At 66.3% G+C, this 25,548-nt stretch carries 24 protein-coding genes and 1 tRNA gene; 11 read left to right on the top strand and 14 right to left on the bottom strand.

All coding sequences use genetic code 11. The annotated features are described in order from the left end of the window. Nucleotides 1-16 precede the first annotated feature (16 nt). The 3 genes from TVC13_RS04715 to TVC13_RS04705 all read right to left on the bottom strand — a co-directional run bounded on the left by TVC13_RS04715 (nucleotide 17) and on the right by TVC13_RS04705 (nucleotide 2,511). Entirely contained in the window at nucleotides 17-1,027 is a 1,011-nt protein-coding gene (locus TVC13_RS04715; RefSeq protein ID WP_422400070.1) for an inorganic phosphate transporter, read from the bottom strand. Continuing rightward, the gene (locus tag TVC13_RS04710) at nucleotides 1,028-1,645 is read right to left on the bottom strand and encodes a DUF47 domain-containing protein (RefSeq protein ID WP_422400069.1); all 618 of its coding nucleotides are present in this window, start codon (nucleotides 1,643-1,645) and stop codon (nucleotides 1,028-1,030) included. A gap of 221 nt (nucleotides 1,646-1,866) precedes the next feature. After that, nucleotides 1,867-2,511 (bottom strand): hypothetical protein, encoded by a 645-nt coding sequence (locus TVC13_RS04705; protein WP_422400068.1) that lies wholly within the window; start codon nucleotides 2,509-2,511, stop codon nucleotides 1,867-1,869. A 172-nt stretch (nucleotides 2,512-2,683) separates the two neighbouring features. On the opposite strand from TVC13_RS04705, the gene TVC13_RS04700 reads away from it, so the two are divergent. After that, a tRNA-Lys gene (locus TVC13_RS04700) sits at nucleotides 2,684-2,756 on the top strand. Nucleotides 2,757-2,848: 92 nt separating this feature from the next. Here the strand turns inward: TVC13_RS04700 and TVC13_RS04695 are convergent. Together TVC13_RS04695 and TVC13_RS04690 are read right to left on the bottom strand one after the other, a co-directional pair. Then, entirely contained in the window at nucleotides 2,849-3,124 is a 276-nt protein-coding gene (locus tag TVC13_RS04695) for a CDGSH iron-sulfur domain-containing protein (protein ID WP_422400067.1), read from the bottom strand. After that, on the bottom strand, nucleotides 3,121-4,206 hold the full coding sequence (locus TVC13_RS04690; RefSeq protein WP_422400066.1) for an iron-containing redox enzyme family protein: 1,086 nt from the start codon (nucleotides 4,204-4,206) through the stop codon (nucleotides 3,121-3,123). The genes TVC13_RS04695 and TVC13_RS04690 overlap by 4 nt, the downstream gene beginning before the upstream one ends. Before the next feature lie 142 nt (nucleotides 4,207-4,348). Here TVC13_RS04690 and TVC13_RS04685 point away from each other — a divergent pair, with 142 nt between their 5' ends. From TVC13_RS04685 to TVC13_RS04675, 3 genes are all read left to right on the top strand, one after another. Next, nucleotides 4,349-4,939, top strand: a complete 591-nt coding sequence (locus TVC13_RS04685) for a hypothetical protein (RefSeq protein WP_422400065.1) — start codon at nucleotides 4,349-4,351, stop codon at nucleotides 4,937-4,939. Between the two features lie 131 nt (nucleotides 4,940-5,070). Next, nucleotides 5,071-5,799, top strand: a complete 729-nt coding sequence (locus TVC13_RS04680) for a hypothetical protein (RefSeq protein ID WP_422400064.1) — start codon at nucleotides 5,071-5,073, stop codon at nucleotides 5,797-5,799. Next, nucleotides 5,796-6,536: a hypothetical protein gene (locus TVC13_RS04675; RefSeq protein ID WP_422400063.1), complete on the top strand. Its 741-nt coding sequence runs from the start codon at nucleotides 5,796-5,798 to the stop codon at nucleotides 6,534-6,536. Before TVC13_RS04680 ends, TVC13_RS04675 begins: the two co-directional genes overlap by 4 nt. Nucleotides 6,537-6,688: 152 nt before the next feature. Here the strand turns inward: TVC13_RS04675 and TVC13_RS04670 are convergent, their stop codons facing one another. From TVC13_RS04670 to TVC13_RS04655, 4 genes are read right to left on the bottom strand one after another with little or no spacing between them, the layout of a single operon-like run. Next, a complete protein-coding gene (locus TVC13_RS04670; RefSeq protein WP_422400062.1) occupies nucleotides 6,689-6,967 on the bottom strand; it encodes an HPr family phosphocarrier protein in 279 nt (92 codons plus the stop codon). 43 nt (nucleotides 6,968-7,010) lie between these two features. Further along, entirely contained in the window at nucleotides 7,011-8,705 is a 1,695-nt protein-coding gene (gene ptsP, locus TVC13_RS04665) for a phosphoenolpyruvate--protein phosphotransferase (protein WP_422400061.1), read from the bottom strand. Nucleotides 8,706-8,738: 33 nt separating this feature from the next. Beyond that, nucleotides 8,739-10,931, bottom strand: a complete 2,193-nt coding sequence (locus tag TVC13_RS04660; RefSeq protein ID WP_422400060.1) for a PTS fructose transporter subunit IIABC — start codon at nucleotides 10,929-10,931, stop codon at nucleotides 8,739-8,741. Next, nucleotides 10,931-11,992 (bottom strand): 1-phosphofructokinase family hexose kinase, encoded by a 1,062-nt coding sequence (locus TVC13_RS04655; protein ID WP_422400059.1) that lies wholly within the window; start codon nucleotides 11,990-11,992, stop codon nucleotides 10,931-10,933. Before TVC13_RS04655 ends, TVC13_RS04660 begins: the two co-directional genes overlap by 1 nt. Nucleotides 11,993-12,143: 151 nt before the next feature. Here TVC13_RS04655 and TVC13_RS04650 point away from each other — a divergent pair, with 151 nt between their 5' ends. From TVC13_RS04650 to TVC13_RS04640, 3 genes are all read left to right on the top strand, one after another. After that, on the top strand, nucleotides 12,144-12,791 hold the full coding sequence (locus TVC13_RS04650; protein ID WP_422400058.1) for an alpha/beta hydrolase: 648 nt from the start codon (nucleotides 12,144-12,146) through the stop codon (nucleotides 12,789-12,791). A gap of 151 nt (nucleotides 12,792-12,942) precedes the next feature. Next, a complete protein-coding gene (locus TVC13_RS04645) occupies nucleotides 12,943-13,209 on the top strand; it encodes a GlsB/YeaQ/YmgE family stress response membrane protein (RefSeq protein WP_422400057.1) in 267 nt (88 codons plus the stop codon). A 142-nt stretch (nucleotides 13,210-13,351) separates the two neighbouring features. After that, entirely contained in the window at nucleotides 13,352-14,098 is a 747-nt protein-coding gene (locus TVC13_RS04640; protein WP_422400056.1) for a hypothetical protein, read from the top strand. A gap of 7 nt (nucleotides 14,099-14,105) precedes the next feature. On the opposite strand, the gene TVC13_RS04635 is transcribed toward TVC13_RS04640, so the two are convergent. Continuing rightward, nucleotides 14,106-15,311: a DUF445 domain-containing protein gene (locus TVC13_RS04635; RefSeq protein WP_422400075.1), complete on the bottom strand. Its 1,206-nt coding sequence runs from the start codon at nucleotides 15,309-15,311 to the stop codon at nucleotides 14,106-14,108. A gap of 244 nt (nucleotides 15,312-15,555) precedes the next feature. On the opposite strand from TVC13_RS04635, the gene TVC13_RS04630 reads away from it, so the two are divergent. Genes TVC13_RS04630 through TVC13_RS04620 form a run of 3 tightly spaced genes read left to right on the top strand, consistent with a single transcriptional unit; the run spans nucleotide 15,556 to nucleotide 18,709 of the window. Further along, entirely contained in the window at nucleotides 15,556-16,446 is an 891-nt protein-coding gene (locus TVC13_RS04630) for a glycerophosphodiester phosphodiesterase (protein ID WP_422400055.1), read from the top strand. A 14-nt stretch (nucleotides 16,447-16,460) separates the two neighbouring features. Next, nucleotides 16,461-18,314: a glycoside hydrolase family 15 protein gene (locus TVC13_RS04625; RefSeq protein ID WP_422400074.1), complete on the top strand. Its 1,854-nt coding sequence runs from the start codon at nucleotides 16,461-16,463 to the stop codon at nucleotides 18,312-18,314. Then, complete coding sequence (locus TVC13_RS04620) at nucleotides 18,311-18,709, top strand: hypothetical protein (RefSeq protein WP_422400054.1); 399 nt, start codon at nucleotides 18,311-18,313, stop codon at nucleotides 18,707-18,709. The genes TVC13_RS04625 and TVC13_RS04620 overlap by 4 nt, the downstream gene beginning before the upstream one ends. Nucleotides 18,710-18,770: 61 nt before the next feature. Here the strand turns inward: TVC13_RS04620 and TVC13_RS04615 are convergent, their stop codons facing one another. From TVC13_RS04615 to pta, 4 genes are all read right to left on the bottom strand, one after another. Next, nucleotides 18,771-19,955: a zinc-dependent alcohol dehydrogenase gene (locus TVC13_RS04615; protein ID WP_422400053.1), complete on the bottom strand. Its 1,185-nt coding sequence runs from the start codon at nucleotides 19,953-19,955 to the stop codon at nucleotides 18,771-18,773. A gap of 133 nt (nucleotides 19,956-20,088) precedes the next feature. Continuing rightward, on the bottom strand, nucleotides 20,089-20,478 hold the full coding sequence (locus TVC13_RS04610) for a hypothetical protein (RefSeq protein WP_422400052.1): 390 nt from the start codon (nucleotides 20,476-20,478) through the stop codon (nucleotides 20,089-20,091). Between the two features lie 155 nt (nucleotides 20,479-20,633). Continuing rightward, complete coding sequence (locus tag TVC13_RS04605; protein WP_422400051.1) at nucleotides 20,634-21,770, bottom strand: acetate/propionate family kinase; 1,137 nt, start codon at nucleotides 21,768-21,770, stop codon at nucleotides 20,634-20,636. After that, nucleotides 21,770-23,842: a phosphate acetyltransferase gene (gene pta / locus TVC13_RS04600; protein ID WP_422400050.1), complete on the bottom strand. Its 2,073-nt coding sequence runs from the start codon at nucleotides 23,840-23,842 to the stop codon at nucleotides 21,770-21,772. Before pta ends, TVC13_RS04605 begins: the two co-directional genes overlap by 1 nt. A gap of 162 nt (nucleotides 23,843-24,004) precedes the next feature. Between pta and TVC13_RS04595 the strand changes: the two genes are divergently transcribed. After that, a complete protein-coding gene (locus TVC13_RS04595) occupies nucleotides 24,005-25,537 on the top strand; it encodes an amino acid permease (RefSeq protein WP_422400049.1) in 1,533 nt (510 codons plus the stop codon). The last annotated feature ends 11 nt before the right edge of the window (nucleotides 25,538-25,548 follow it).

The following is a 25,548-nucleotide window of genomic DNA, read 5'->3' as shown; positions in this document are numbered from 1 at the left end:
GGGCAGGGGCAGGGAGTCAGAGGAGCGGGCTTAGGGCCAGCAGGAAGATGCCGCCCAGCAGGGCCGCGGCCGGGGCGGTGACCAGCCAGGTGAAGAGGATCTCGCGCAGCGGAATGAACCGCACGGCAGCGAACCGGCGGTTGGCTCCGGCGCCCACGATCGCACTGGTCATGGTCTGCGTGCTGGAGAGCGGCATATGCAGCCAGAGGCCGCCCAGGAACAGCATGCCGGTAGCCACGGCCTGCGCGCTCATGCCGCGCAGCGGGTCGATGCGCACCAGCCGGTAGCCCAGGGTGTGGGTGATCCGCCAGCCGCCGAAGAGCGCCCCGACAGCCAGGGCCAGGCCGGCAAAGACCTGCACTCCCCAGGGGATTTCCGCGCCGGTGGAGTATCCCGCCGCCACCAGCCCCAGTACCAGCACGGCCATGGTCCGCTGTCCGTCCTGCATGCCGTGGCCGAGTGAAAACGCGGCGGAGAGGACCGACTGGGCAATCCGGTTTCCCGCGTCTCCGCGCCGAAGCGAGCTGTACCGCATGAGCCACATCACCGGGTACACCAGCAGGTAGGCCAGAACGAAGGCGATTACGGGGGAGAGCAGCAGCGGCAGGGCAATCTGGTCCCAGAGGAGCCGGAAGGATTCGGAGATGCTGGGACCACCCACCAGGGTGGAGGCCGCTGAGGAGCCCACAATGCCGCCTACAAGGGCGTGGGTGGAGGAGGAGGGCATACGCCGCCACCAGGTCCACAACCCCCACGCACAGGCCGCTGCAAGGCCGGCAATCAGGATGCCTAACCCGTTGCTGCCCGGCGGCAGCTGCACGAACAGATCCGCGAGCACCAGCGCGAGGGCGGTGCTGATCAGGGCACCAAGCAGGTTAAAGACGCTGGCCAGTACGACGGCGACACCCGGGGTGAGTGCCCGGGTGCGGATGGCAGCTGCCACCGAGTTGGAGACGTCGTGGAAGCCGTTGATGAAGGCGTACGCGCCCGCGAAGGCGAATACGGCCACCAGCAGTACGGTGGTCAACTAGGATTCCCGGACCAGGATGTTGCCCACGTAGGTGCCCAGCCGGCGAAGCTCCTTCGACGCTGCCGCGAGCTGGTCGGCCAGGTCACGGTGGCGGATGTAGGAGAGGGCTTTATGGTCGTGGATCAGCTCAGCGAGCCACATGCGGTGAGTGCGTTCCACCCGCTTGCTCAGCCGCAGCATTTCGATCCAGTAGTCTTCCAGGTCCTCCAGTGAGGCCAGTGTGCGCATGGCGGCCACGGAGAGTTCGGCCTGGCGGCCAAGGACCTCAAGCTGTTCGGCCGCCCGGCGCGAAACATTGGTGAGCTTGTAGAGCGAGACGATCTCCGCTGCGCTGTCCAGGCGCTCCATCAGGCCAAGGAGAATCAGGGAGAGGTCGTACAGGTCTTCGCGCGGGAGCGGATTGATAAAGCTGGTGCGCATCTGGGTCATCAGCGCAAAGTGCAGCTCCGTGGTTTCGGCCTCCAGCGTGTGAAGTTCCTCTGCCAGCCGGGCGAACTCCGACGGATCCGCCCCAAGGGCTTCCGAGAGGGTCGCTGTGCCGCGGACAGCCTGGGCAGCCATTCTGGAAAGAAGGTCCAGACCGGCGTTCTCCTGGGGAAACAGCCTGAGCTTCACCGGACTGCCCTGCTGCTCTGGGGGGTCATCACACCGGTAAGAATATCCGATGTGGAAAGAGTAACGGTGCCGAACCGGGAGCGCCTCTCGGCGGAAGGCCGCTCGAAGCGGCTCTAAGTTGAAGCCCGGGGGTTCCGCGGTCCGACACCACTTTCAGTTTTCTACTCACGGTCCCTGATGTCAACCGGGGTATCCACAGCCCGCGACACGGTCCGGTGAGCTCAGTCCAGCTCTCCCCGCCGCCAGGATTCCGCGGAATGCTCGAGGTCCTCAGCAGTCCGTATCAGCTGGCGTGCGTTGCGGGTCAGCTCCGTTGCACGGGCGCTGCTGGCTGCTTCGGCGGAGTCAGCGTGGTGGGTTTCGCCCAGGGCTACCACCCGGCAGAAGGCAGCGAAGCGCTCCAGCGCGACGTCGAAATCTCCCTCGAAGGCTCCGGAGAGAATGGTGTCCGCCATGGCGCGCACCTCGTCCGCGCCCAGCGGCTCGGCCACGCCGGAGACAACCCTGGACACCTGGGCGGCTTCCTTGCCGGCTGCGTAGAAGGCTGCAACTTTTTCCGGGTTCTGCTGCACCGCAGCCCGCAGCGCGTAGAGACGCCAGAGGGCACCGGGCAGGGAGCGGGCCGGACTGGTGGCCCAGATTTCCGCGACTGCTTCGAGGCCCTGCTGGTCGGCCAGTTCAACCAGCCGGCGGGTGACCTCAGGGTCGTCGCTCTCCCTGCCGTGGTGCACCAGGGCCTGCGCCGCCAGATGGGCGGCCTCCGAGACCCGGGCCGGATCAGCGCCGCCCGGGTGGTTGGCGAAGTCCATGGGCGCATACAGCTTGGGTTTGTGGTGACGGGGAACCGATGCATTCGACTCAGTCATGTCTTGAGAATACTCCCGCCGGTGGAGGGAATCGAAGCCGCTTTCGGCAGATGGAAACCAGCTGCCGAAAGGCTGTGGATTCTGGGCCCGCGCAGGGGTTTCCACGATTCCCGGGGCGTGCGATAAAGTGGAAAAGTCGACGTGGTGGCACTATTGCTGCCGTGCCGATGGGGGGCCTTTAGCTCAGTTGGTAGAGCATCGGACTTTTAATCCGTGGGTCGTGGGTTCGAGCCCCACAGGGCCCACCCGCCGCTTAATGCAAGAACACCCCGGTTCCGAACGGAACCGGGGTGTTCTGCTGTCCGGGACTGTTCCGGCTGGGCGCGGGCCGGAAGGGTCAGTTTTCGCTTGCCCGGCGGAGCAGCTTGTGGGTGCCGTCGCACCAGGGTTTGATCCGGGAGCCGGCGCACCGGCAGAGGGCAACGGTTTCCCGGTTCTTCGCCACCTCGTTGCCGTCGCTGTCCTGGATTTCAAAGTCGCCCCGCACCAGCAGCGGACCTCCCGGGCATTCTGTTACCGCAAACGGTTCTCCGTCCCGGTTACCGGCCGGCGGAACAACGGTGACCTTGGAGCCGGGAACGGAAACTGCATCCGATCCGGGCCGGGAACTCATGCCGGCACCCCCGCGGCCGCAGCTGCCGCATCCAGTGCCTGGGTTCCGAAGCGGGAGGAGGACGTCTCCCGCAGGGCCGAGCGCCCCTCTTTCCAGGCAGCCAGCTGTTCCCCGCCCTGCAGGGCGTCCAGGGTCAGGACGGTCGCGGCGCCGAACAGAATGTCTTCAAGCAGTTCCGGCTCGGCTTCGGCCAGTCCTCCGGCGAGGTCACGGGCGGCAATTTGTTCGTGCACGGCGTCGGCCTCAACGTGCTCATCGAAGTAGAACGTGACCTCCGGTCCGTAGCCGGCGCGCTTGAACCCCCGGGCGTAGAACGAGTTCGGAATGGAAGATGTCATCTCAAAGGCGGCCAGATGACCCGCGATGCAGCCGCGGAGCCGGCGGTTCAGGCCAAAGAGCGACATCGCGTTGGATGAGGCAAGGACAAGCGCCGGAATGCGGTCCAGGTAGCAGCCGTACTCAGTGTCCAGGCCGAGCCCCGCCATGGTGCGGGCGAAGAGCGCGGAGTGCATCCGCTCGGGCCGCCCGCCGCCGTACTCGTCGGCCTGGATTTCCACCAGGGCTGCCTTCGCCCGTCCCACTGCCAGGCGGGGGATGGCCCAGCTGTGCGGATCAGCCTCACGGAGCTGGTACACGGACCGGAGGATCAGGAACTCCCGCAGCTGTTCCTCGGTGGCGTGCCGTGCGATGAAGCGGGACACGCTGGGGCCGTCGTCGTCGTCGGCCAGTTTGAACAGGGTCTCGGCAACCTGCTCCGCAACCGGTGCTGGAGCAGCGGGTACCGGAACAGCCTGGCGCAGGGCCGCTTCAAAAGCGGCCTCCAGCCTTCTGCGCACCCGGATCAGTTCGGGCTGCCACTCCAGGTCAGGGTCGATGCCGTTCAGCCCGCTGTAATGGAGTTCATAGAGCAGGAAGAGGGCAAGCTGCAGGTCATCATTACGCAGGACGTCCGTACTGCCTGCCAGGGTGAGGGAAGCGGCGTCGTCCAGCTTCCCGTACTGTTCCGCGGTCGCCTGTGGGCCGGCATGCAGCGCGTTCAGGAGCGCGTAGGTGAGTTCTCCGCGCGGGGCAGGTACCAACATGTCATTCCTTAGCTGTGAGGCGTCATGCAATGCTTGAGTCTTCCGAGTACCTCGGTGGAAAACTCTGTTTATCAGCATACTTGGTAAATATGAGTCAGCTTGATGCCGACCGGCACGGGGGCCGCGCGGAGAGGGGAGCAGCATGGATTCAGGCTTTCTGGCAGCTCTGCCTGCCCTGCTGCTGGCCGCTGCCGCCGTCGGGCTCACGGCTCCGGCACTCGACTCGGCCCTCCGCCGGGAGGACGGGGAGCGGCTCTTCTGGGTAGGGCTCACCGGCGGGCTGGCTGTTGTCGCCGCCATCGCCTGGGCGGGGCTGACGGCTCCCGGGGCCGCAGCGGTGGTTGGTCTCCTGGCGCTGGGCGGTTCCGCGGGCGCCTGGTACTGGCTGAGCCGCAGGCACCGGGCAAGGAAGCGGGCGCGGCTGCAAAAACTTCGCCGCCGCAGAATCCAGGCGCTCGCCCGAAGACGCGAAGCAGTCCTGCTGGAGTGGGGATCCTATGAACTCGACCCCTGGAAGGGTGTGGAATTTCCGGGGCTGACGGATGTTCGTGAGAGGGAAACCGGCCTGCTGGCGCGCGCGGCTCGTGAAGCCCTCTCAGCGCATGAGGCTGCCCAGTCGGCGGCGGAAGGCGACGAGGGTGATGAGGCAGTGGAGCGCTATGGCAGTGCCGTAGGTGAACTTGAAGCGGCGTGGGAGCGTGCCCGCACCGCTGCGCGGAAGCGCGCCGGCTAGGTCCGGAAAAGCCGGGTTAATTGGAGCTGGCTTCCTCCTCTGCATATGGGGGGAACGCAGAGGAGGAAGCCAGTGCTAGAAGTATACTGATCCAGACGCATGGAATCCAATCAAGCAGCACGGGGGGTCGGATGGGGGTCTCCGCTAAGGCCTTCCAGAGTTGGCGGACCCTGGTTGCACCTGACGAATCTACGGCTGATCTGTGCCGCAGAACGGGGATTAAACGTTCCACCCTGGCCCAGCAGCTGGTGCGGGGAAACGTCGCTGTTTCCACCGTTGTCCGGTCTGCCCGGGCGTACGGTCAGGATCCGGTGGTTGCGCTGTCCGGTTTTGACGGATACCACGGGCTGGCCGAAGGGAGGCGGGAACCCACGCCGGCCGAGCTCATCAGCCAGATCCCGTACCAGTGCATCCTGAAGTACCTGCTGGCCCGCGGCGAGGCGGACGAAGGGCATCCCGCCGTTCCCCAGGTGGCCAGCTATGCCGATTCAATCGCGGTTCGGCCATGGTTCGAGGCCGTGGATCCCGGAGACCTGCGGCATCAGCTCTCCGCAGCCACCGGGATTGCCCCACAGAACATCTCCGCCCAGCTGACCGCCGGGCGGCTGTCCACCCGGCTTGCAGTCGAGGCAGCGCGCCAGGCGGGCGTATCGCTGACCAGCGGGCTGGTTGTCACAGGTGTGCTGCATCCTGATGAGGGCGGGTGGCCGCCGCAGGGGAGGGAAGAAGCCCTGGCCGCGCTCTCCGACGCAGAACTGGTCACGCTCGCCCGGGACAGGCTCGATGCGCTGGCGAAGGTGCTGCGCAAACGTGAACAAGATGAGAAATACCACCACGCACTTTTGGAGAATTTGGGATGACCGCAGGTTTCGCCATACAGGTGTCGGCGTTCGCGCTGAGTTCCCTCTTTGCGCTTTTCCGCCTCCCCGACGCCGTTCGCGGACGCAACCGGAGCATCTTTTTCTGCCTGGTCCTCATGGCCGTGTCAACCGGCCTGAGCCTGTCGGTGATCTACGAGTTCATTGACCCCCTCATGGGCGGCATGAACCTGGCGAACCTCCTGCTCCGCTATGCGCTGTACGGGGTCTTCGTGATCCTGGGCGTGCGTGGTGCTGCTGCGTTCGGCGCTGAGTGGGCACGCCGATGGATCACCGGTCCCATCGGGCTGGCGGTTCTGGGCGTCATTGCGGTGCTGACGGCGGGATTCTTTGCAGCCAGTGACATTCCAGCCACGTCGACCGGACTGCTCGACTACAGCGACCAGGTAACCGTTGAGGTGTACGGGATGCTTGGCCGCTTGTACCCGGCCTATGTGGCGGCCGTGATCTGCGCGCCGGCACTCGCCGCTTCCCGCAATGCGAGTTACCGCATGCCTCATCGCCTGGGTTCCGGACTCTTCGGCGCGGGATTGGCGCTGGTGGTCCTCTTCACCGTGCTGACGATGGTGGCGGATATTGGTGCCTTTATGGTCATCATGCCGTTTTCGGCCGTCATCCTAGTGGTCTCCGGCCTGGTCATCATGTGGATCTCGCACCGGCTCCGACTGAAACGCCCGCAGCGGAGTGCGCTAACAGAACGTTACGAAAACGTGAAATGAAAATCACAGCATGCGTTCACAAATTCATGCCTCTGTGCCAGAATAATGAATGTGTAACGTCCGCTGCCTGTGGGGGGTCAGCGTGAAGTTGCTGTCGAAGCCAGCGGCCTGAGGCCGCCGGCTTCGCTCCTTTAAGCAGCTTGCGGCGAGTGCTAGGTGGCGTCGAGGTCCGTTTCGAGGACCTTTACCAGGGCATCAAGTGCGGCATCAGCGCCTTCACCCTCTGCCCGCAGAACCACCACGTCTCCGTGGGAGGCGCCCAGGCTCATCAGGGAGAGCATGCTGGAGGCGTCCATCGCCTCCTCCGCCGGTTCGCCCTGCATCGCGATGGTGACTTCCACGGGCTGGGCTGCCGCCGCTTCGGCGAAGAGGGAAGCCGGGCGGGCATGGAGCCCTACCCTGCTGGCTATGGTGGCTTCGCGTTCTGGCATCGGGTTTTCCTTCCGGTTGGTTGCTGCTCGTTTGCGGCCGGTACTAGAGGCCAAGCTGTTCGAGGATGGGAAGCCGGCTGCGAACCTGGGTCCGTGCTTCGGCCGCCGTCCTGGCAATCAGCGCGATACCCGCGAGTTCCTGGGCCTCGGCCAGAGTCACTGAGGCCAGCACGGCACCCACCGTAGACAATGCCCGCGGGGTCATGGACAGGGTGTTGACGCCAATCCCGGTCAGGACGACGGCGAGGGCAGGGTCAGCTGCCGCCTCGCCGCACACGCCCACGTTGCGCGGCACGCTGTCGGCTGCGCCCGCCAGGGCCGCGCCCTGGACGGTCATCGCGATCAGCTGCAGTACGGCAGGCTGCCATGGGTCGTTCAGGGACGCGAGTGTGCCCAGCTGCCGGTCGGCCGCCATGGTGTACTGCGTGAGGTCATTGGTGCCCAGTGACGCGAACTTCACCTTGGAAAGCACGGCCTCGGACTTGATGGCTGCTGCGGGCACCTCGATCATTACTCCGGGGGTCGCCAAGCCGGCGGCAGCGCACATCACGGCAAAGTCGGAGGCCTCATCGGCGGTGGCCACCATGGGAGCCATGACCCAGACATCGCAGTCATGCGAACCAGCCGCGTCAGCGATCGCTTCCAGCTGGCGGGTCAGGACTCCGGGGGCGGACCTGTCAGTCCGGAACCCGCGCACCCCCAGCGCCGGATTCGGCTCGGTGGCGTCCGTGAGGAACGGCAGCGGCTTGTCCGCGCCTGCGTCGAGGGTCCGCACCACCACCTTGCGGCCTGGGAAAGCATCAAGAACCGCACCGTAGGCCGCCACCTGTTCCTGCAGGCTCGGCTCGGAGTCCCTGCCCAGGAAGCAGAACTCAGTGCGCAGCAGACCCACGCCCTCCGCTCCGGCTGCCGCGGCTGCCTCGGCATCCTTGCCGGAGCCGACATTGGCCAGCAGCGGCACCCGGTGGCCGTCGGATGTGCTGCCGACGCCGTTGAAGGCCGGGAGCGAGGATCTGGAGGCATACTTCTGGGCGGCTTCGCGCTCCGCGACGCCGGGGTTCACCACCACGGTTCCGGTGCCGCCGTCGAGGTAGATCTCCGTGCCGTCGAGAATCGAGTCCGCGCTCGCGGCACCCACTACTGCCGGCAGCCCCAGCGAGCGGGCGAGGATGGCGGTGTGGGACTGGGGTCCGCCGCCGCTGGTGACAAGCCCGATGACCAGCGCCGGGTCCAGCGTGGCTGTGTCGGCCGGAGCGAGTTCCTCGGCGGTGAGGATGAACGGGACGTCCGACGCCGGTATGCCGGGCGCCGGAAGGCCGTCAAGCTGTGCCACGATCCGGGAACGGACGTCCAGGACGTCCTGTGTGCGCTCTGCCATGTATCCGCCGAGGCCCTGCAGCATTGCCGCGACTTCTAGGCCGGCTTCCCAGACGGCGCGGTCTGCGGCCATACCCTGGTTGATGTGCTTGCCGGCAGCTTTGAGCAGCATGGGGTCGGTGGCCATCATGGCGGTGGCATCCAGGACGGCCTTGGCGTCCCCAGAGGCGACGGAGGAGCGGTGCTTGAGGTCCTCCCGAACCGCTTCGGCGGCGTCCTTCAGCCGTGCTTTCTCCTGGTCAACTGAACTGTCCGGCGCGTACTTTGCGTCGGCGTCGGGCTCCGGCACCGGCGGCGGCATCCGCAGTGAAGGCCCCAGGACCCGGCCGGGACTGACTCCGATTCCCTTGATGGTGCGCATCACTGAACCTCTCTGTGGATCAAAACTGAGTTCCTAGGCAACGACGGGTTCCTCTGCCTTCTTCGATCCGGTCAGGCGTTTGAGCCCCACGAGGACCAGCGCGCTGACGACCATGCCGGCCAGGATGGCCACGATGAACATAAAAATGTTTCCGATGGCGAAGAAGACAAAGATTCCGCCGTGCGGTGCCTGCGACGTTACCCCGGCGGCCATGCAGATGGCACCGGCCACTGCACCGCCGAGCATGGTGGACGGGATGACACGCAGCGGATCCGCTGCGGCGAATGGGATGGCGCCCTCTGATATGAACGCGGCACCGAGCAGCCAGGCTGCCTTGCCGTTCTCCCGCAGGGCCATGCTGAACTGGCTCTTGTCGAGGACCGTTGCCAGGGCCATGCCCAGCGGCGGGACCATGCCGGCTGCCATAACGGCGGCCATGATCTGCCAGGGAGCCTGGTTGTCGAATGCTCCTTCACCGAGGCCGGCGACGGCAAAGGCGTAGGCAACCTTGTTGATCGGCCCGCCGAGGTCCGCGCCCATCATCAGGCCCAGGATTATGCCCAGTCCAATGGCTGCGACGCCGGTGAGCCCGGAGAGCCAGTCGTTCAGCGCCAGGGTCAGTGCAGCGATTGGCCCGCCAAGCACCAGCAGCAGCAGGCCGGAGGCTATGAGTGAGGCTATGAGTGGAATGATCACCACGGGCATCAGTCCGCGCAGCCAGCTTGGCACCTTCCAGCCGCCCACCCACATGGCAACGTACCCGGCCAGGAGGCCGCCGGCGATTCCGCCGAGGAACCCGGCGTCCATGTACAGGGCGACGGCACCGGCGGTAAATCCGGGGGCGATGCCCGGCCGGTCAGCCAGCGCGTAGGCGATGTAACCGGCTAGGGCCGGGACCAGGAACCCGAGGGAGATGTTGCCGATCTTCCAGAAGACGGCACCCAGATATGCCAGCAGTCCGTCCGGGGGCAGTGAGAAAATGCTGGTCCCGTCCAGGAGGATGTCGCCGTTGGCGACGCCTTCGTCATTCGAGAGCGAAAGTTCATACCCGCCCAGCAGGAAGCCCAGGGCAATCAAGAGGCCGCCGCCGGCCACGAACGGAATCATGTAGCTGACGCCGGTGAGCAGTGCCCGCTTCAGCTGTCCGCCGAAGTTCTCCCCGCCGGCGGAGGCACGCTCCTCTCCACCGCCGCCTCCTCCGGAAACTGTGCGTGCGTTTGGGTCCTTGGCTGCCGCCAGGGCCTCGTCGATCATGACTCCGGGTTCGTCGATGCCGCGCTTGACCGGTCCGCTGATCACCGGCTTGCCGGCGAACCGGCCCTTGTCCCGTACATCGACGTCGACGGCGAAGATCACGGCATCGGCATTCCGGATTACCTCGGGATCCAGCGGGGTGGAGCCCGCTGAACCCTGTGTCTCAACCTGCAGGTCTATGCCGCGCTCAGCGGCGGCCGCTGCGAGTGAATCCGCGGCCATGTAGGTGTGGGCGATTCCGGTGGGGCAGGCGGTCACTGCGACCAGACGCTCCGGCCGGGAGCCCGACGCCGATGCAGGGGCGTCGCCCGACGTGGCCGTCCCGCCTCCGCCGTGAACCTCACCGGTGCCGGAGGTGCTTTCGGCATGCGCCCCTGTTGACCCCCCTGCGGCTGCTGCACCGGCAGCAGCACCTGCTGCTGCGCCGCCGGCGCCGGAACCTGGGGTGCCCGCAGAAGCCTGTCCGCCGTCCGCGGCCGAGGCCCCGGTGGCGGGAGCCTGGGGCGCTTCCTGTGCGGGCCCCAGGCCCAGTGCGCCGTCCACCAGCTCCACGACGGCCTGCGGTGTGGGTGCGCTGCGCAGCGCGCCGGTGAAGTCCTTTTTGATCAGGGACCGCGCCAGCTTGGCCAGCAGCTGCAGGTGCTCCTGGTCCGCGCCTTCCGGTGCGGCAATAAAGAAGACAATGTCCGCCGGGCCGTCCTTGGCGCCCCAGTCCACCGGGGGCGTCAGCCGTGCCATCGCCAGGCTTGCCTGGGTGACTGCGGCGGAGCGGCAGTGCGGAATGGCGATTCCGCCCGGTACGCCGGTGGCCGTCTTCTGTTCCCTCGCTATTGCATCGGCAAACAGTTCTTCCAGGCTCGATGCGCGGCCGGCGGCGACCACTTGCTCGGCCAAATGCCGGATGACCGATTCCCGCGTGCCGCCAAGATCCTGGTCCAGGGTGACCAGTTCCGGGGTAATTAGCTCTGACATCAGTCCTGCTCCTTCGGCGTTGCTGTAGCCGGGCCGCGCCTGGTGGCGGAGGCGGGCACTGGGTGGAGTTCAAGCGTGGTCACGGTTACGGCCCCGGGATCCGTCTGCGAGAGGGCGGGCACGGTCGTTCCCGGCAGCGAAGCGGCGGCGGCGCCGTGCGCCACTGCCTGGCGCAGGCATTCGGGCGGTGTCCGTCCCTCGGTCTGTGCCAGCAGGTAGCCGGCCAGCGAGGAGTCCCCGGCGCCGACCGTGGATTTTGGGGTAACCGGCGGTCGGGTTGCCAGCCATGCGCCGTCGGCCGTCACCAGGAGCGCGCCGCGGGCACCCAGAGTGGCCAGTACCGCGCCGACGCCCCGTTCAACCAGCGTCATGGCTGCACCGGCGGCCAGTGCGGGGTCGGCTTCCAAGGCATCTCCGGTGGCAACGCCGGTCACTTCGGCGAGTTCTTCCCCGTTGGGTTTGAGCAGGTCCGGCATGGCGTCGTGCAGGAGGGCGCCAAGCAGCGGCGGACCGGAGGAATCAATGGCCAGCAGGGGAGCGGCCGCGGCGTAGCGCGCGCGGAGGGCATGGGCGACGACGGCGTAGTAGTCCGCGGGAACTCCGGGGGGAAGCGACCCGGCCAGGACCAGCCAGCTTGCCGGATCGGCTCCTTCCGGCCCGCCGCACGTGTCCACGGTCAGGGCCAGCAGGCTCTCCTGCACGGCGGCGCTGAGCTCAGGCCCGGGAAGGTTGACCTTGGTGGTGGTGCCGTCCGGCTCAGTCAGCGTGAGGTTGGCCCGCAGCGGGGCGCCGATGGGCAGGTTGCTGTGTGGAATTCCCGTGGTCCGCAGCGCCTGCATAACCGGATCGGCGTTGTCTCCCGGCAGTACTGCCACGCTGGGCACTGAGGAGGCGGCCAGCGCCCGGCAGACATTCACGCCCTTGCCTCCGGGTTCTTCGTGGACTCCGGCGGCCCGCTGCACGGCGCCGCGCACCAGAACCCCTGACAGCTCGACTGTCCGGTCAAGGCTTGGATTGGCGGTGAGCGTCACGATGGCGCCCCGGTTCTTTCCTGCGTACATGTGCCCCCGCATTCAGTGGCCGCGACGCATGACTATGCGCTGTCTGCAACGGTAGGTTCCCCGTCTGGCCAAATGCAATGGGGCAGCGGTTGCCCGGCGGGTGCGCCGGCACAAACGCCCGGCGTGCTCGTCGGCGCCTAGGCTGGGGGGCATGCATTCGGTCACCTGGTCCGCCCCGGAAGAAGCGCGCGGGGGAACGCACCTGCTCGTTATGCTGCACGGTTATGGATCGGATGAGTCCGCGCTGACGCCGCTGTTCCGGCGCCTACCGCCCGGTATTACGGGCGCTGCCCTGCGAGGCCCGTTCGACGTCGGCGGGCGCAGCGGCTGGTTCCTGCTGGACCCGATGCTGGAGTCGGACGAAGCCGACGTCCTGGCGGCGGGAAGCGGCCTCCTGAACACGATCTCGGAGCTAAAGCGGCAGGGAGACTTCACCGGAGTATCCCTGCTGGGCTTCTCCCAGGGAATGGCCATGGCGGTGACCGCCCTCCGGCTCCGCCCGGATGATTTCACCTGTGTAATCGGGCTCTCCGGGTTCATCGTGCAAAGCGAACTGCTGGCGATGGCCGAACCACTGGCCCGGCCCGTGCCGTTTTTCTGGGGGCGGGACCGCGCGGACTGGGTGATCCATTCCGACGCCGTCGCGGCGGCAGCTCACTGGCTGGACGAGAACACCGCTCTAACGGCACGTACCTACCCCGGCATGGGGCACCGGATCGGGGACGATGAGATGCGTGATGTGGGCATTTTCCTGCGCACCTTCGCCCTGCCGCAGGAAAAAAATAAGGTACCTTATTAGCGCTCTGACTAGGCATTATGTTTTCGAGGTGCCTGAATTTGGGCGGGAACGGCTTCGCATAAGCATGCTTATGAAGTAGGCTGATGGAAAGCGCGGCCCACAGGTCACGCAGACTTTCACCAGTCACTCACACACAGCAAGGAGTATTCACATGGGTATCATTGCTTTCCTTATTCTGGGACTTATTGCAGGCGCCATTGCGAAGGCCCTGCTTCCGGGACGCCAGGGCGGCGGATGGATCATCACCATGGTCCTCGGCGTCGTTGGCGCCCTGCTGGGCGGCTTCATCGGCAATGCGATCTTCGGTATTGGCCTCGAAGAATTCTTCTCGATCCAGACCTGGCTCGTAGCCATCGTCGGCTCGATCATCGTGCTGCTGGTTTACGGCATGATCACCAAGCGCGGCGCCCGCGCCTAGTAAGTGAGCACGCGGGCAGTGCCCGCAGCCACGAACGGGCCCACGGAAGCTATTCCGTGGGTCCGTTCCGGTTAAGCCCAGTCACGTAGGCTGGACGAGCGGCCGCCCGGACCCTGTGTCCGGCACTACCTAAGGAGCATCCATGGGCTTCAAGACCAACAGCGCACTCCGGCTTGCCGGCGGTGCCGTCTTTGACCGTGACGGGCGCCCCAAGACCCACGTCGCCCGGGGTATTGAGCGGGCCGTGGAAGTCCAGCGTCCCCTGGTCCTGGCCAACATTCGGCGGCTGCAGCGCAGGCACCCGGAGGCCTCCGCCGCCGAACTGGTAAAGATGCTTGAACACCATTATCTGGCCGCAGTTGCAGGCGGCGGCGCCGCAGTCGGCGCCACCGCCATAGTCCCTGCGGTTGGCACCGCAGCGGCCCTGGGGCTTTCGGTGGCAGCCACGGTGGGCTTCCTGGAAGCGACGGCTCTCTACGCGCAGTCCGTCGCCGAGCTGCACGGCGTTCGCCTGCAGGACCCGGACCGTTCCCGCACGGTAGTAATGGCGATCATGCTGGGCGAAGAGGGCACGGCCATGATGCAGCAGCTGAGCAAGGGCCAGCCCTGGGGCAGCGCGCTGGGCGGGGCCTCGTCAGGCATGCTGGGCAGCATCGGCGGGAGCATCCGCAAACAGTTCATGAGGAAGATGCTGGCCCGGCAGGGATCGGTAATTATTGGCCGTGCGCTTCCCATGGGGGTCGGCGCGGTGATTGGCGGTGCCGGCAATTACACCATGGGCCGGTCCGTGATCAAGGCTGCACACCGGGCATTCGGCGAAGCACCGGATACCATCCCGGGCGAGCTTGCCGCCGAGATCAGGGATCTCCCCGAGGGCCGCGGCGCCTGAGCGCGGACTAGCCGAAAATGGCGTGGGCCACCGAGAAGATGGCCAGGCCGGCCAGCGAACCCACCACGGTGCCGTTGATGCGGATGAACTGCAGGTCCTTGCCGACCTGCAGTTCAATCTTTTCCGAGGTCTCCTCCGCGTCCCAGCGCTCCACCGTTTCCGTGATGACGCCGGCAATGTCCTTGCGGTAGGTACGCACCAGGTAGCCGGCGGCGTCGCCCACGTAGGCATTGACCTTCGCGGCCAGCTCCGGCTCGCTGACCAGCCGGGTGCCGAAGTCCTGCACTGCGGACTTGAAGTTCGAGGTGAGCTCGCTGTCCGGGTCGTCCACGGCGTTGGCCAGCGCGCCCTTGATGGTCGCCCACGTCTGCGCCATGAGTTCCTTCACGCGCGGATCGTCGAGCACCTGTTCCTTGATCCGTTCTGCCTTGGCCATGGCTCCGGGGTCATGCTGCAGGTCCGAGGCCAGGCCGCGGAGGTATTCATCCAGTGAGCGGCGAACCTGGTGGTTGGGGTCGTCCTGCACGGCATCCAGGAAGCGTCCCAGCTCCACCTGCACCCGGTCTCCCACCAGGTCATCGAGGAAACTCGGAACCCACGACGGCGACCGCTCGGCTACCAGCCGGGCCACCACGTCCGGATTCTGGTGCACCCAGTCGTTCAGGCTGTCCACCAGCAGGTCTACCAGCTGGTGGTGATGGCCCTCTTCGAATACACGCTCGGCCATCCGGCCCACCGGAGGACCCCAGGGAACATCCACCACATGCCTGCGGAACATTGACTCCAGGACGTCGCGCACGGCTTCGTCATCGAGGACCCGGAGGATTCCGCGGATCGCGGCAGCTCCTTCGGTGGCCACCCGCTCGGCGCCCTCGGGCCGGGACAGCCAGGCACCGGCGCGCTGCGCAATCCCGATCGAGTCGAGTTTGGTCTTGACCACCTCGTCGGAAAGGAAGTTGTCCTCCACAAAATCGCCCAGGGTGGCGCCGATCTGGTCCTTGTTCCGGGGAATGATCGCAGTGTGCGGGATCTTCAGGCCCAGCGGATGCTTGAACAGTGCGGTGACCGCGAACCAGTCTGCCAGTGCACCGACCATTCCGCCCTCGGCGGCGGCCCGGACATACTGCAGCCACGGATACCGGTCCTGCAGCGCGAATGCGATGACGAAGATGATGCCCAGAATTACCAGCAGCCCGGTGGCCACCAGTTTCATCCGGCGCAGTGCCGCGGCCTTGACGGCGTCTTTCTCCAGCAGCGGTGTGCTCACCGGCGCTCCTCCAGTCCCAGCTCGGTTGCGGTACCGGTCTGTCCGGCGCGCGGCAATCCCGCGTCTGCACCGCACTGCCATCTAATCAGCAGCACGGCTCCGGCGCCACGCTGCCCGGAAGCCATGCCCGCCGCGGGGCGCACGCCTGCTCACGTACCGTGGAAGTCCATACCTGAGCGAAAGGTCTTACGTGCAGACCCAGATCTATGCCCACCGCGGAGCCAGCGGCCAGTATGCGGAGCACACGCGGGCTGCGTACCTGCAGGCCCTGGCCGAAGGAGCCGACGGCGTTGAGTGCGACGTCCACCTCAGCGCCGACCTGCAGCCCGTGCTGCTGCATGACCCGGTAGTGGACCGCACGTCCAACGGCTCCGGCCCGGTGTCCGGCTACACCCTGGCGCGGCTGCGGGAACTGGATTTCAGCAGCTGGAAGGGAGCGCAGATCCCGGCGGACCGCGGTAGCGCCGCAGAGCAGTTCCTCACGCTCGCCGAACTGCTGGATCTGCTCTGCGCCGCCGGACGCGGCGTGGGCCTGGCCGTGGAGTTCAAGCAGCCCGGTCCCTTTGGGCTGAAACTCGAAGACACCGTCCTGCAGCTGCTGGCGTCACGGGGCTGGGACGCCGGCACATCGCGCCTGGCCAACATCCAGGTCAGCTTTATGAGCTTCAGCCCTGAGTCGGTCGCCCACCTGCGCCGCACCGTTGACGCGCGTTTCGTGTGCCAGCTGGTGTCCGACGTCGATGCCGCAGCAATTGCCGAAGCGGAAGCAGCGCTGCCCCCGGGAACGGACGCCAGGACGGTGCTGGAGACAGGGCTGGCTGAGGCTGAAGGGCTGCTCGCAGCAGGAACTGCCGGCATTGCGGGCCCGGGAGTCGAATTCCTCTACGCGCACCCGGAACTGGTCTCGGACTGGGTGCAGGCCGGCCGGACGGTGCGGGCGTGGACGGTGGATGAGCCCCGGGACGCAGTGTATGCGTACGGGCTCGGTGTCCGGGAATTTACCACCAACTATCCGGGCCGGATGCGCGGCATCCTTGACGCGCTCACCGAACCCGGAACAACCGCAGCGCCGCAGCCGTAGGCTCCGGGCAGGGCCTGTGGTTGAGTGGTGCAATGGCCACTCCAATCGAGGACTATGCCCTGATTTCCGACCTTCACACCGGGGCCCTGGTGTCCCGGGCCGGGAGCATCGACTGGCTCTGCCTTCCGCGGTTTGACTCGCCGTCGGTCTTCGGTTCGCTGCTGGGGACCGAAGAGCATGGCCGTTGGCTGCTGGCCCCGGACCAGCCCGGAGCCAGGGTGCTGAGGCGGGACTACCTGGAGTCAGCCTTCATCCTGCAGACCCTTTGGCGCACCGGCAGCGGGGACGTGCTGGTAACGGACTTCATGCCGGTCAAGGACCGGCGGGCGTCGGTTGTGCGGCGGATCGAGGGTCTGACCGGCACCGTGCTGATGCGCCAGGAGCTGGAGGTCCGGTTCAACTACGGGAGCACGGTGCCCTGGATGCGCCGGGAAACCCGCGGAGGAACTGAACGGCTGCTCTGCATCGCCGGGCCCAGCGCCATGGTGCTGAACGGCGGAAACATCCCGCACGGCAGCGACCACCGGCACACCGGGGAATTCCTGGTCCGGGCGGGGGAAACCGTGGACCTGGAGCTGGTCTGGTATCCCTCGCACCGAGAGACACCCGGGGAAGTGGACCTTGATGCTGCACTGGACCGCACCACCAGGTACTGGCAGGACTGGGCCGGGCTCTGCGTAGACCGGGAACGCTACCGGATGCCGGTCCGGCGCTCGCTGCTGGTCCTGCGGGCGCTGACACATGAGGACACGGGCGGGATCGTCGCGGCGCCCACCATGTCCCTGCCGGAGGAATTCGGCGGCTCCCGGAACTGGGACTACCGGTACTGCTGGCTGCGGGATGCTGCACTGACGCTCGAAGCGATGATGACCCACGGGTATGACGACGAAGCCGAGCACTGGCGGAACTGGCTCCTGCGGGCGGTGGCCGGGGACCCGGATGATCTGCAGATCATGTACGCCGTGGACGGAGGGCGCGAAATACCCGAACGCATTCTGCGCCAGTTCCCCGGATACGCGGGTTCACTCCCGGTCCGGCTGGGCAACGCTGCGGTTGAGCAGTACCAGGCAGACGTAGTTGGCACGGTGATGGTGGCGCTGGCCCGGATGCGGGACCGGGGAGTGGCCGAGGACGACTTCTCCTGGCCGCTGCAGCGGGCCCTGCTGGGTTTCCTGGAGCGCCACATGGAAGAACCGGACCATGGAATCTGGGAGGTGCGGGGCGAGCCCAGGTTCTTTACCTATTCCAGGGTCATGATGTGGGCGGCGTTCGACCGCGCGGCCCGGGCTGCACGGGCAGGCGGCATGGAAGGGCCGGTGGAGCTGTGGGAAGCCCTACGGGACGGACTGCGCACCGAGATCATGGACCGCGGCTTTGATGCCGGCCGGAATGCCTTTGTCCAGAGCTACGGGTCTTCGGAGGCAGATGCCTCCCTGCTCCAGCTGACCCACGTCGGTTTCCTGGACTATGACGATCCGCGGATGCTCGGGACAGTGGCATTCCTGGAGCGCGAGCTGCTCAATGGCGAGGGGCTGCTGCTCCGCTACCGCACCGGGGCCGGCGTTGACGGGCTGGAGCCGGGGGAGAACCCCTTCCTGGCCTGCAGTTTCTGGTTAGTGGAGCAATACGCCCATACCGGGCGGCTACCGGAGGCGATCCGGCTCATGGACCAGCTGGTGGGCTACGCCAACGAGGTTGGGCTGCTCAGTGAGGAATATGACACAGTGAACGGGCGCATGGCCGGCAACTACCCGCAGGCCTTCTCCCACCTGGCGCTGGTCCGCGCGGCAGATGCCATCCACGCGGCGGAAGCCGAACAGCAGCTCCGCAGCACCCAGCCTGCCGAACCAATGGAAAGCAGCCCATGAACAAACAGAACCTCTCGGCGGCCGCCATGGCGGCCCTGCTCAGCGCCAGCGCCGTGAACCATTTCCGCAACCCCGGCTTCTATGCAGGCGTGGTTCCCCGCAGCCTCTGCCGGGACAAGGGCGGCCGCTTCGGAGTGCTGACCCGCAGCCAGTGGATCAGTGCAAGCGGCGTCATTGAAGCCGCCGCCGCGGGAGCACTGCTGGTTCCGGCCACCCGGCGTGCAGCGGCGACCGGAACCACGCTGATGTATGCAGCCTTCATCGCCGGACACCTCAGCGCACTGGAACGTGCCTTCGGGGAGCGGGGCTCGGACCGCGAAAAAGTGATCCATACCCTGCGCCTGCCCCTGCAGCTGCCCCTGATCCGCTGGGCCTGGAGCCTGCGAAGAGCATAGAAAATGCTGTGCCCCACCGGAATCCGGTCGGGCACAGCATTTCGCCTGGTGCTGGTTGTGCCTAGTTCAGTCCGGGCTGGAAGACCACCTTGATGCAGCCGTCTTCCTTCTTCTGGAATTTCTCGTAGAGCTCGGGCGCTGCCTCAAGGCCGGCCCGGTGGGTCACCAGATCCATCACGCCCAGGGGGTCAGCGGAGTCTTCGACAAGCGGCAGCAGGTCGTCAATCCAGCGCTTCACGTTGGCCTGTCCCATGCGGAAGTTCAGCTGCTTGTCGAACATTGTCATCAGCGGCATGGGGCTGGCGGTGCCGCCGTAGACGCCGCTCAGGGAGATGGTGCCGCCGCGCCGCACCGCGTCGATTGCGCTGTGCAGGACGGACAGGCGGTCCGTACCCGCGGTTTCCATTGCCTTCTGCGCCAGCGCATCGGGCAACAGGCCCACCGCGGCCTGGGCAAAGGCGCCGACGCCGGAGCCGTGGGCTTCCATGCCGACGGCGTCCACCACGGAGTCCGGCCCGCGTCCGGAGGTCATTTCGCGGAGCTCGTCACCGAGATCCTTGGAGAGGTCCAGCACCTCGGCACCGTAGCGGGCGGCGAGGTCACGGCGCTCTGCCTGCGGCTCAATGCCAATCACCCGGTAACCCAGGTGGGTGCCGATCCGTGCGGCGAACTGGCCCACGGGGCCCAGCCCGTAAACGGCGAGTGTGCCGCCGTCGGGCACGTTGGCGTACTGCACGCCCTGCCAGGCCGTGGGAAGAATGTCGGAGAGGAAGAGGTATTTGTCATCCGGACCCTCGGAGCTGACCTTGATGGGGCCGTAGTCGGCGTGCGGGACGCGCAGGAACTCGGCCTGGCCGCCCGGTACCGAGCCGTAGAGCTCCGAGTAGCCGAACAATGCTGCCCCGGAACCCTTTTCGCGTACCTGGGTCACCTCGCACTGGGTCTGCAGTCCCTGGCGGCACATAAAGCACTGGCCGCAGGCGATCTGGAAGGGGATTACCACGCGGTCGCCACGCTTGAGGTTGGTGACGGCGCTGCCGACCTCTTCCACGATGCCCATCGGCTCATGGCCCACAATGTCCCCGGCGTTCATGTACGGGCCCAGGACCTCGTAGAGGTGCAGGTCCGAGCCGCACAGTGCGGTGGAGGTGATCCGGATGATTGCGTCCGTCGGCTCCTGGATCACCGGATCGGGAACCTCTTCGACGCTGACCTTCCGCTTGCCCTGCCACGTCACTGCCTTCATGCTGACCTCCTGCTCGATGGTGCGGGATAAGTTGGTCCCATCCTGCCAAATTTATAAGCCTGCTGACAATTGTGCGGCGTGGCGGGACCGGTGAGGTCAGGTTCCCAGTGGCCTGGGAATGCAGGGGCAGCAGTTACCCGGGGCGGCGGAAAACGGAAGTGCTGCGCTGCAGGAAGGCCATTTCGAAGGCGAGTTCATTGTCCAGGGGGTCCGGGTGCTGGGGCACGGATGGAAGGCAGACCGGCATCCGCGGCGGTATCTGCACCGAGACCGTGGTCAATCCGCCGGCTAGGGGCTGCGGCGGGATCTCTTCTGCCCGGGCCAGCAGCTCATCCAGTGCGAGGGCATCCAGATGGTTGGCGCGGGACAGGTTCACCACCACGTGCGCGCCCAGGAGGGATGTGTGGCGGAGGATCTCGACGAGGTCGGCGCAGTTGTCCAGAACCAGGCAGCCGCGCACTTCGATGCATGCCGACGACGTTTTTGTGTCGATTCGTACCAGTACCCGCAGGGTGTGCTCCATGCCAACTCCACGCACGAGAATAATCTGCGGCCTCTGCTTGACCTGACCTGCAATATAGCAACGCTCTGCGTTTGCTGTCGCATCGGACCGGGTGCCGGCGGGGGATTGCCTAAGTACCCGCCAGTAGGGTTGCGCCGCGCGGGGAGCCGTGGTTCCTATTTGCGCCCGGACGCCAGGACAGTTTCCACTGTGGCTTCGGCGATTGCTTCCTCTTCGTCCGTGGGTACGACCAGCACCTCGATTGCCGAGTCGGGGGAGCTGATCCGCCGCACCTGCCGGGAGCGCGCGGCGTTGGCCTCCGCATCCAGGCGCACATTCAGCGCACCGAGCATTCCCACTACCTGTTCCCGGAACTCGCTGGCGTTCTCACCGATCCCGGCAGTGAACACAATTGCCTTCGCCCCTCCCACGGCCACGTGATAGGCGCCGATGTACTTTGCCAGCCGGTAGGCCGCGATCTCCAGGGCCAGCCGCGCCTGCTCGTTTCCGGCGTCAGCGTCCTCTTCGACCTCCCGCATATCCGCGGCGCCGCCCAGGGCCAGCAGCCCGGATTCCCGGTTCAGCAGCGTGTCGACGTCATCCGGGCCGTAGCCCTCGCGTCCCAGGAAGACCAGGATGGAAGGATCGATGTCCCCGGAACGGGTGCCCATGACCAGCCCTGCCATCGGAGTGAAGCCCATGGAGGTGTCGATGCTGCGGCCGTCTTTGAGCGCCGTCACGGACGCGCCGTTGCCCAGGTGGGCGATCACGGCGTCGAACTTCTCGACCGGAACCCCCAGGAATTCCGCGGCCAGCCCGCTCACGTAATCGCAGCTCGTGCCGTGGAACCCGTAGCGGCGGATCCCGTACCGGCGGTACAGGGACTGCGGAATGGCATAGCGCCAGGCGCGCTGCGGGAGCGTGCGGTGGAAGGCGGTGTCAAAAACAGCCACCTGGGGGATGTCCGGATACAGGTCCGCCACCGCCCGGATACCCATGGCGCTGGCCGGATTGTGCAGCGGTGCCAGCGGGCTGAGCCGTTCGATGGCGCGGGTGATTTCGTTGTCCACGAGCACCGGCTCGCTGAAGCGCTCGCCGCCATGGACCACCCGGTGCCCGACGGCGTCGATCGACTTCCCGTCCAGGGCGTCGGCGACATCCCGGTGCAGCCGCACCAGCGCCTCATGGTGGTCCGGGACGTCCGGGCCGCCAATGCGGTCGATCAGGCCCTTGGCCACAACCTCGTGTGTGTCGGTGTCCCTCACCTGGTACTTCAGTGACGAGGAACCGGAGTTGACCACAAGTACCAGCATTAGTCCTCCTGCGCCTGGACGGCGGTGATGGCCACGGTGTTGACGATGTCATCAACGGTGCAGCCGCGGGATAGGTCGTTTACCGGTTTGCGCAGGCCCTGCAGGATCGGGCCCACAGCCACGGCGCCGGAGGACTGCTGAACGGCCTTGTAGGTGTTGTTGCCGGTGTTCAGGTCCGGGAAGATGAACACCGTCGCCTGCCCGGCCACCGAGGATCCAGGTGCCTTGGATGCCGCCACGGAGGCATCGACGGCGGCGTCGTACTGGATGGGCCCCTCCACCGGAAGGTCTGGCCGGGTCCTGCGGACCAATTCAGTTGCCTCGCGGACCTTTTCCACGGAGCCGCCCTTGCCTGAGGCGCCCGTGGAGTAGGAGAGCATGGCAACCCTTGGCGTGATGCCGAACTGCTCGGCCGTGGCAGCGGAGGCCAGGGCAATGTCTGCCAGCTGGCCGGCATCCGGTTCCGGGTTTACGGCGCAGTCGCCGTAAACCAGCACCCGGTCCTGCAGCAGCATTAGGAACACGGAGGACACTATCTGCACGTTCTCCCGGGTCCGGATGAACTCCAGTGCCGGGCGGATGGTGTTGGCCGTGGTGTGGGCGGCGCCGGAGACCATACCGTCCACCCGGCCCAGCTTCACCATCATGGTTCCGAAGTATGCCCCCTGGAGCATACGTTCGTTTGCCTCCTCCAGGGTGACGCCCTTCTTGGCGCGCAGCTGCTGGTACTCACGGGCGAAGTCGTCCCGCATTCCGCTGGTGGCGGGGTTGATCACAGTGATGCCGCTGAGGTCGAGGCCTTCGCTGGCGGCCAGTTCCCTGACCTGGTCTGCCGGCCCAAGCAGCGTCAGGGCGCAGACATCCCGGCGGCGGAGGATCTCTGCTGCACGCAGGATCCGCACGTCCAGGCCCTCGGGCAGCACGATGTGCCGGCGGTTGGTGCGTGCCCGGACAATAAGTTCGTTCAGGAAGCGCAGTGGCGTCGTCTTTTCCGGCCGCGGCAGTTCAAGGCGTTCCAGCAGCTCGTTTTCATCCACGTAGCGTGACCAGACGCCAAGTGCCGCAGCGACCTTCCGCGGCTGGCCGGTGGCGATTTCGCCCCGGACGTTGCTGACGTCCCGCGCCGCGGCATAGGTATCCGAATCCACGGCGAAGACCGGGAACGGGGCCTGCGCCAGGAGGGCCAGGATCCCGGCTTCCAGCGGCAGGCCGCCGGTGAGGATCATGCCGCTGGGGACCGGAAACTCGGAGGAAAAGGACGATGCCAGGGCTGCCACCATCACGTCCGCCCGGTCACCGGGTGCAATCACCAGCGAACCGTCCGCCAGCTGGCCGACAAAGTTCCCAACCGTCATCGCCGCCACCTTCACGCCGGTGACGTCGCGTTCCAGGGACCGGCTGCCGGCAATGTGCCGGGCGGAAAGTGCCTTAGCGACTTCGGAGACGGACGGCTGGGAGATCTCGTTCAGTTCCGGCAGCACATACACCGGCCGGTGGGAGGCTCCGGGCCGGACGTTGGCCCGCAGCTCATCCACGGCCTCCTCTTCAGCCCGGTTCACCATCACGGCCAGCAGGTCGCACTTGGCCGCGGCGAGTTCGCGGCGGGCGACGTCGACGGCGTCGGCCGCTTCCTCTACGCCCATTTCACGGGCGTTGACCACGGCCATCACCATGGCGCCCAGGTTGTTCGCCAGGCGGGCATTGAGATCGAACTCCAATGCGACGTCGTGCCCGGAAAGGTCCGTTCCCTCCACAATCACCACGTCGCAGTTCGCCGCAATTTCGCTGTAGACGGCCAGGCACCGCGCATCGACTTCCCCGCGTTCACCGGCCACCAGCAGGGCGCGCAGCTCGGGCCGGGTCAGGCCGCCGCGGCAGTTCGAGGTGCTGAGGTCGAAGCGGCGCTGCATGAGCCGGACCATCGGATCATTCTCGCGGTCCGTGCCCTCCACGATCGGGCGGAAAAAGCCGATCCGGTCCGCGTGCCGCTGGAGCATATCTGCCAGCCCAAGGCTGATGAGGGACTTGCCGGATCCCGGAGTCATGGCGCTTACATAGATTCCGCGGGCCATGGCGATGTCCGTTCTCTAGGAAGGCGCCCGCATGGCGCACACGGGCCTGAATCCATACTTGCAAAGCGAACTGCACTTAGCCAGCAGCGTGTGTCTACACTTGTACCGCCGGCCTTTGAATGACCGGTCCTAGCAGCCACCCCCATAGCAAGGACCTAAGCAGTGAGCCTGTTCCGTACAAAGCCGATTGAGCAATCACTGGCAGATGCAGACGAGGAGGGGCGGCGCCTAAAGCGGTCCCTGACTACGTGGGACCTCATGATCATGGGTGTCGCCGTGGCCGTGGGTGCCGGCATCTTTTCCGTTGGCGCCAAAGCCGCTGCTGAGTTCTCCGGGCCGGCTGTCACGCTGTCCTTCATCCTTGCCGCGGTCACCTGTGCCCTGGCCATCATGTGCTACGCGGAATTCGCCACGGCAATCCCGGTTGCCGGCTCTGCCTATGTCTTTACCTACGCCACCATGGGTGAGCTGATCGCCTGGATCATCGGCTGGAACCTGATCCTGGAGCTCTTCACGGCTGCGGCTGTCATCGCCAAGTACTGGGGGATCTACCTGAGCGAAGTCTTTGCGCTGATCGGCTGGGACATTCCGCCCACCATTTCCCTCGGTCCGGTGGACATGACCTGGGGCCCGTTCCTGATCGTGGCCCTGTTTACCGTGCTGCTGGTGATGGGCACCAAGCTCTCCGCCCGCGTGGGCAACGTGTTCACCCTGATCAAGATCGGCGTTGTGCTGTTCGTGATCGTGGTCGGGTTCTTCTACATCGACTTCGAGAACTACACCCCGTTCATCCCGGATCCGGTTTCAACCGCATCTGCCGGCAGTGAAGGCGTGATGGCGCAGTCGCTGTTCTCCTTCATGACCGGCGCAGCTCCTGCCCAGTACGGCGTGCTGGGTATCTTCGCCGGCGCGGCTGTGGTGTTCTTCGCCTTCATCGGGTTCGACGTCGTCGCCACTTCCGCCGAGGAGGTCAAGAACCCCGGGCGCACCCTGCCCCGCGGCATCTTCGCCGGCCTGGCCGTGGTCACCGCCCTGTACATCGGCGTCTCGCTGGCGCTGACCGGCATGGTTTCCTACACCGAGCTGGCCTCGGTTGAATCACCCAACCTGGCCACCGCCTTCAGCCTGGTGGGCAACACGGGTGCCGCGCAGGTCATTGCCATCGGATCGCTGATTGGCCTTACCACCGTGATCATGGTGCTGCTGATGGGTCTGGCCCGCGTGGTGCTGGCCATGTCCCGCGACGGGCTGCTGCCCCGGGCGCTGTCACGGACCAGCTCCAAGCACGCCACCCCGGCCCGCCTGCAGATCCTCTGCGGCGTCCTGGTCGCCCTGGTTGCCGGCTTCACGCAGGTGGACCTGCTGGAGGAAATGATCAACATCGGCACGCTCTCCGCGTTCGTCGTCGTGAGTGCCGGCGTGCTGGTGCTGCGCCGCAAGCGCCCGGACCTCAAGCCGGCGTTCCGTGTGCCGTTCGGCCCGGTCCTGCCGGTGCTCTCCGCCCTGCTGTGCCTCTACCTGATGACCAACCTGTCCGTGGAAACGTGGATCTACTTCATGTTCTGGCTGGCTCTGGGCTTCCTGCTGTACTTCATCTACGGGCAGCGCCGCTCCCGGCTGAACCCGAAGAATGCCCAGCCGCTGCCGGCCGGCGGACCCACCGCGGGGAGCCCGGAGGCAACGCCGGAGCCGTAGTTCTGTTGCGC

The sequence above is a fragment of the Arthrobacter sp. 3Tela_A genome (assembly GCF_049311025.1).
Classification (GTDB): domain Bacteria; phylum Actinomycetota; class Actinomycetes; order Actinomycetales; family Micrococcaceae; genus Arthrobacter_B.
The sequence above is the reverse complement of the archived record's forward strand: the minus strand, read 5'-3'. Positions and strand labels throughout refer to the sequence as shown.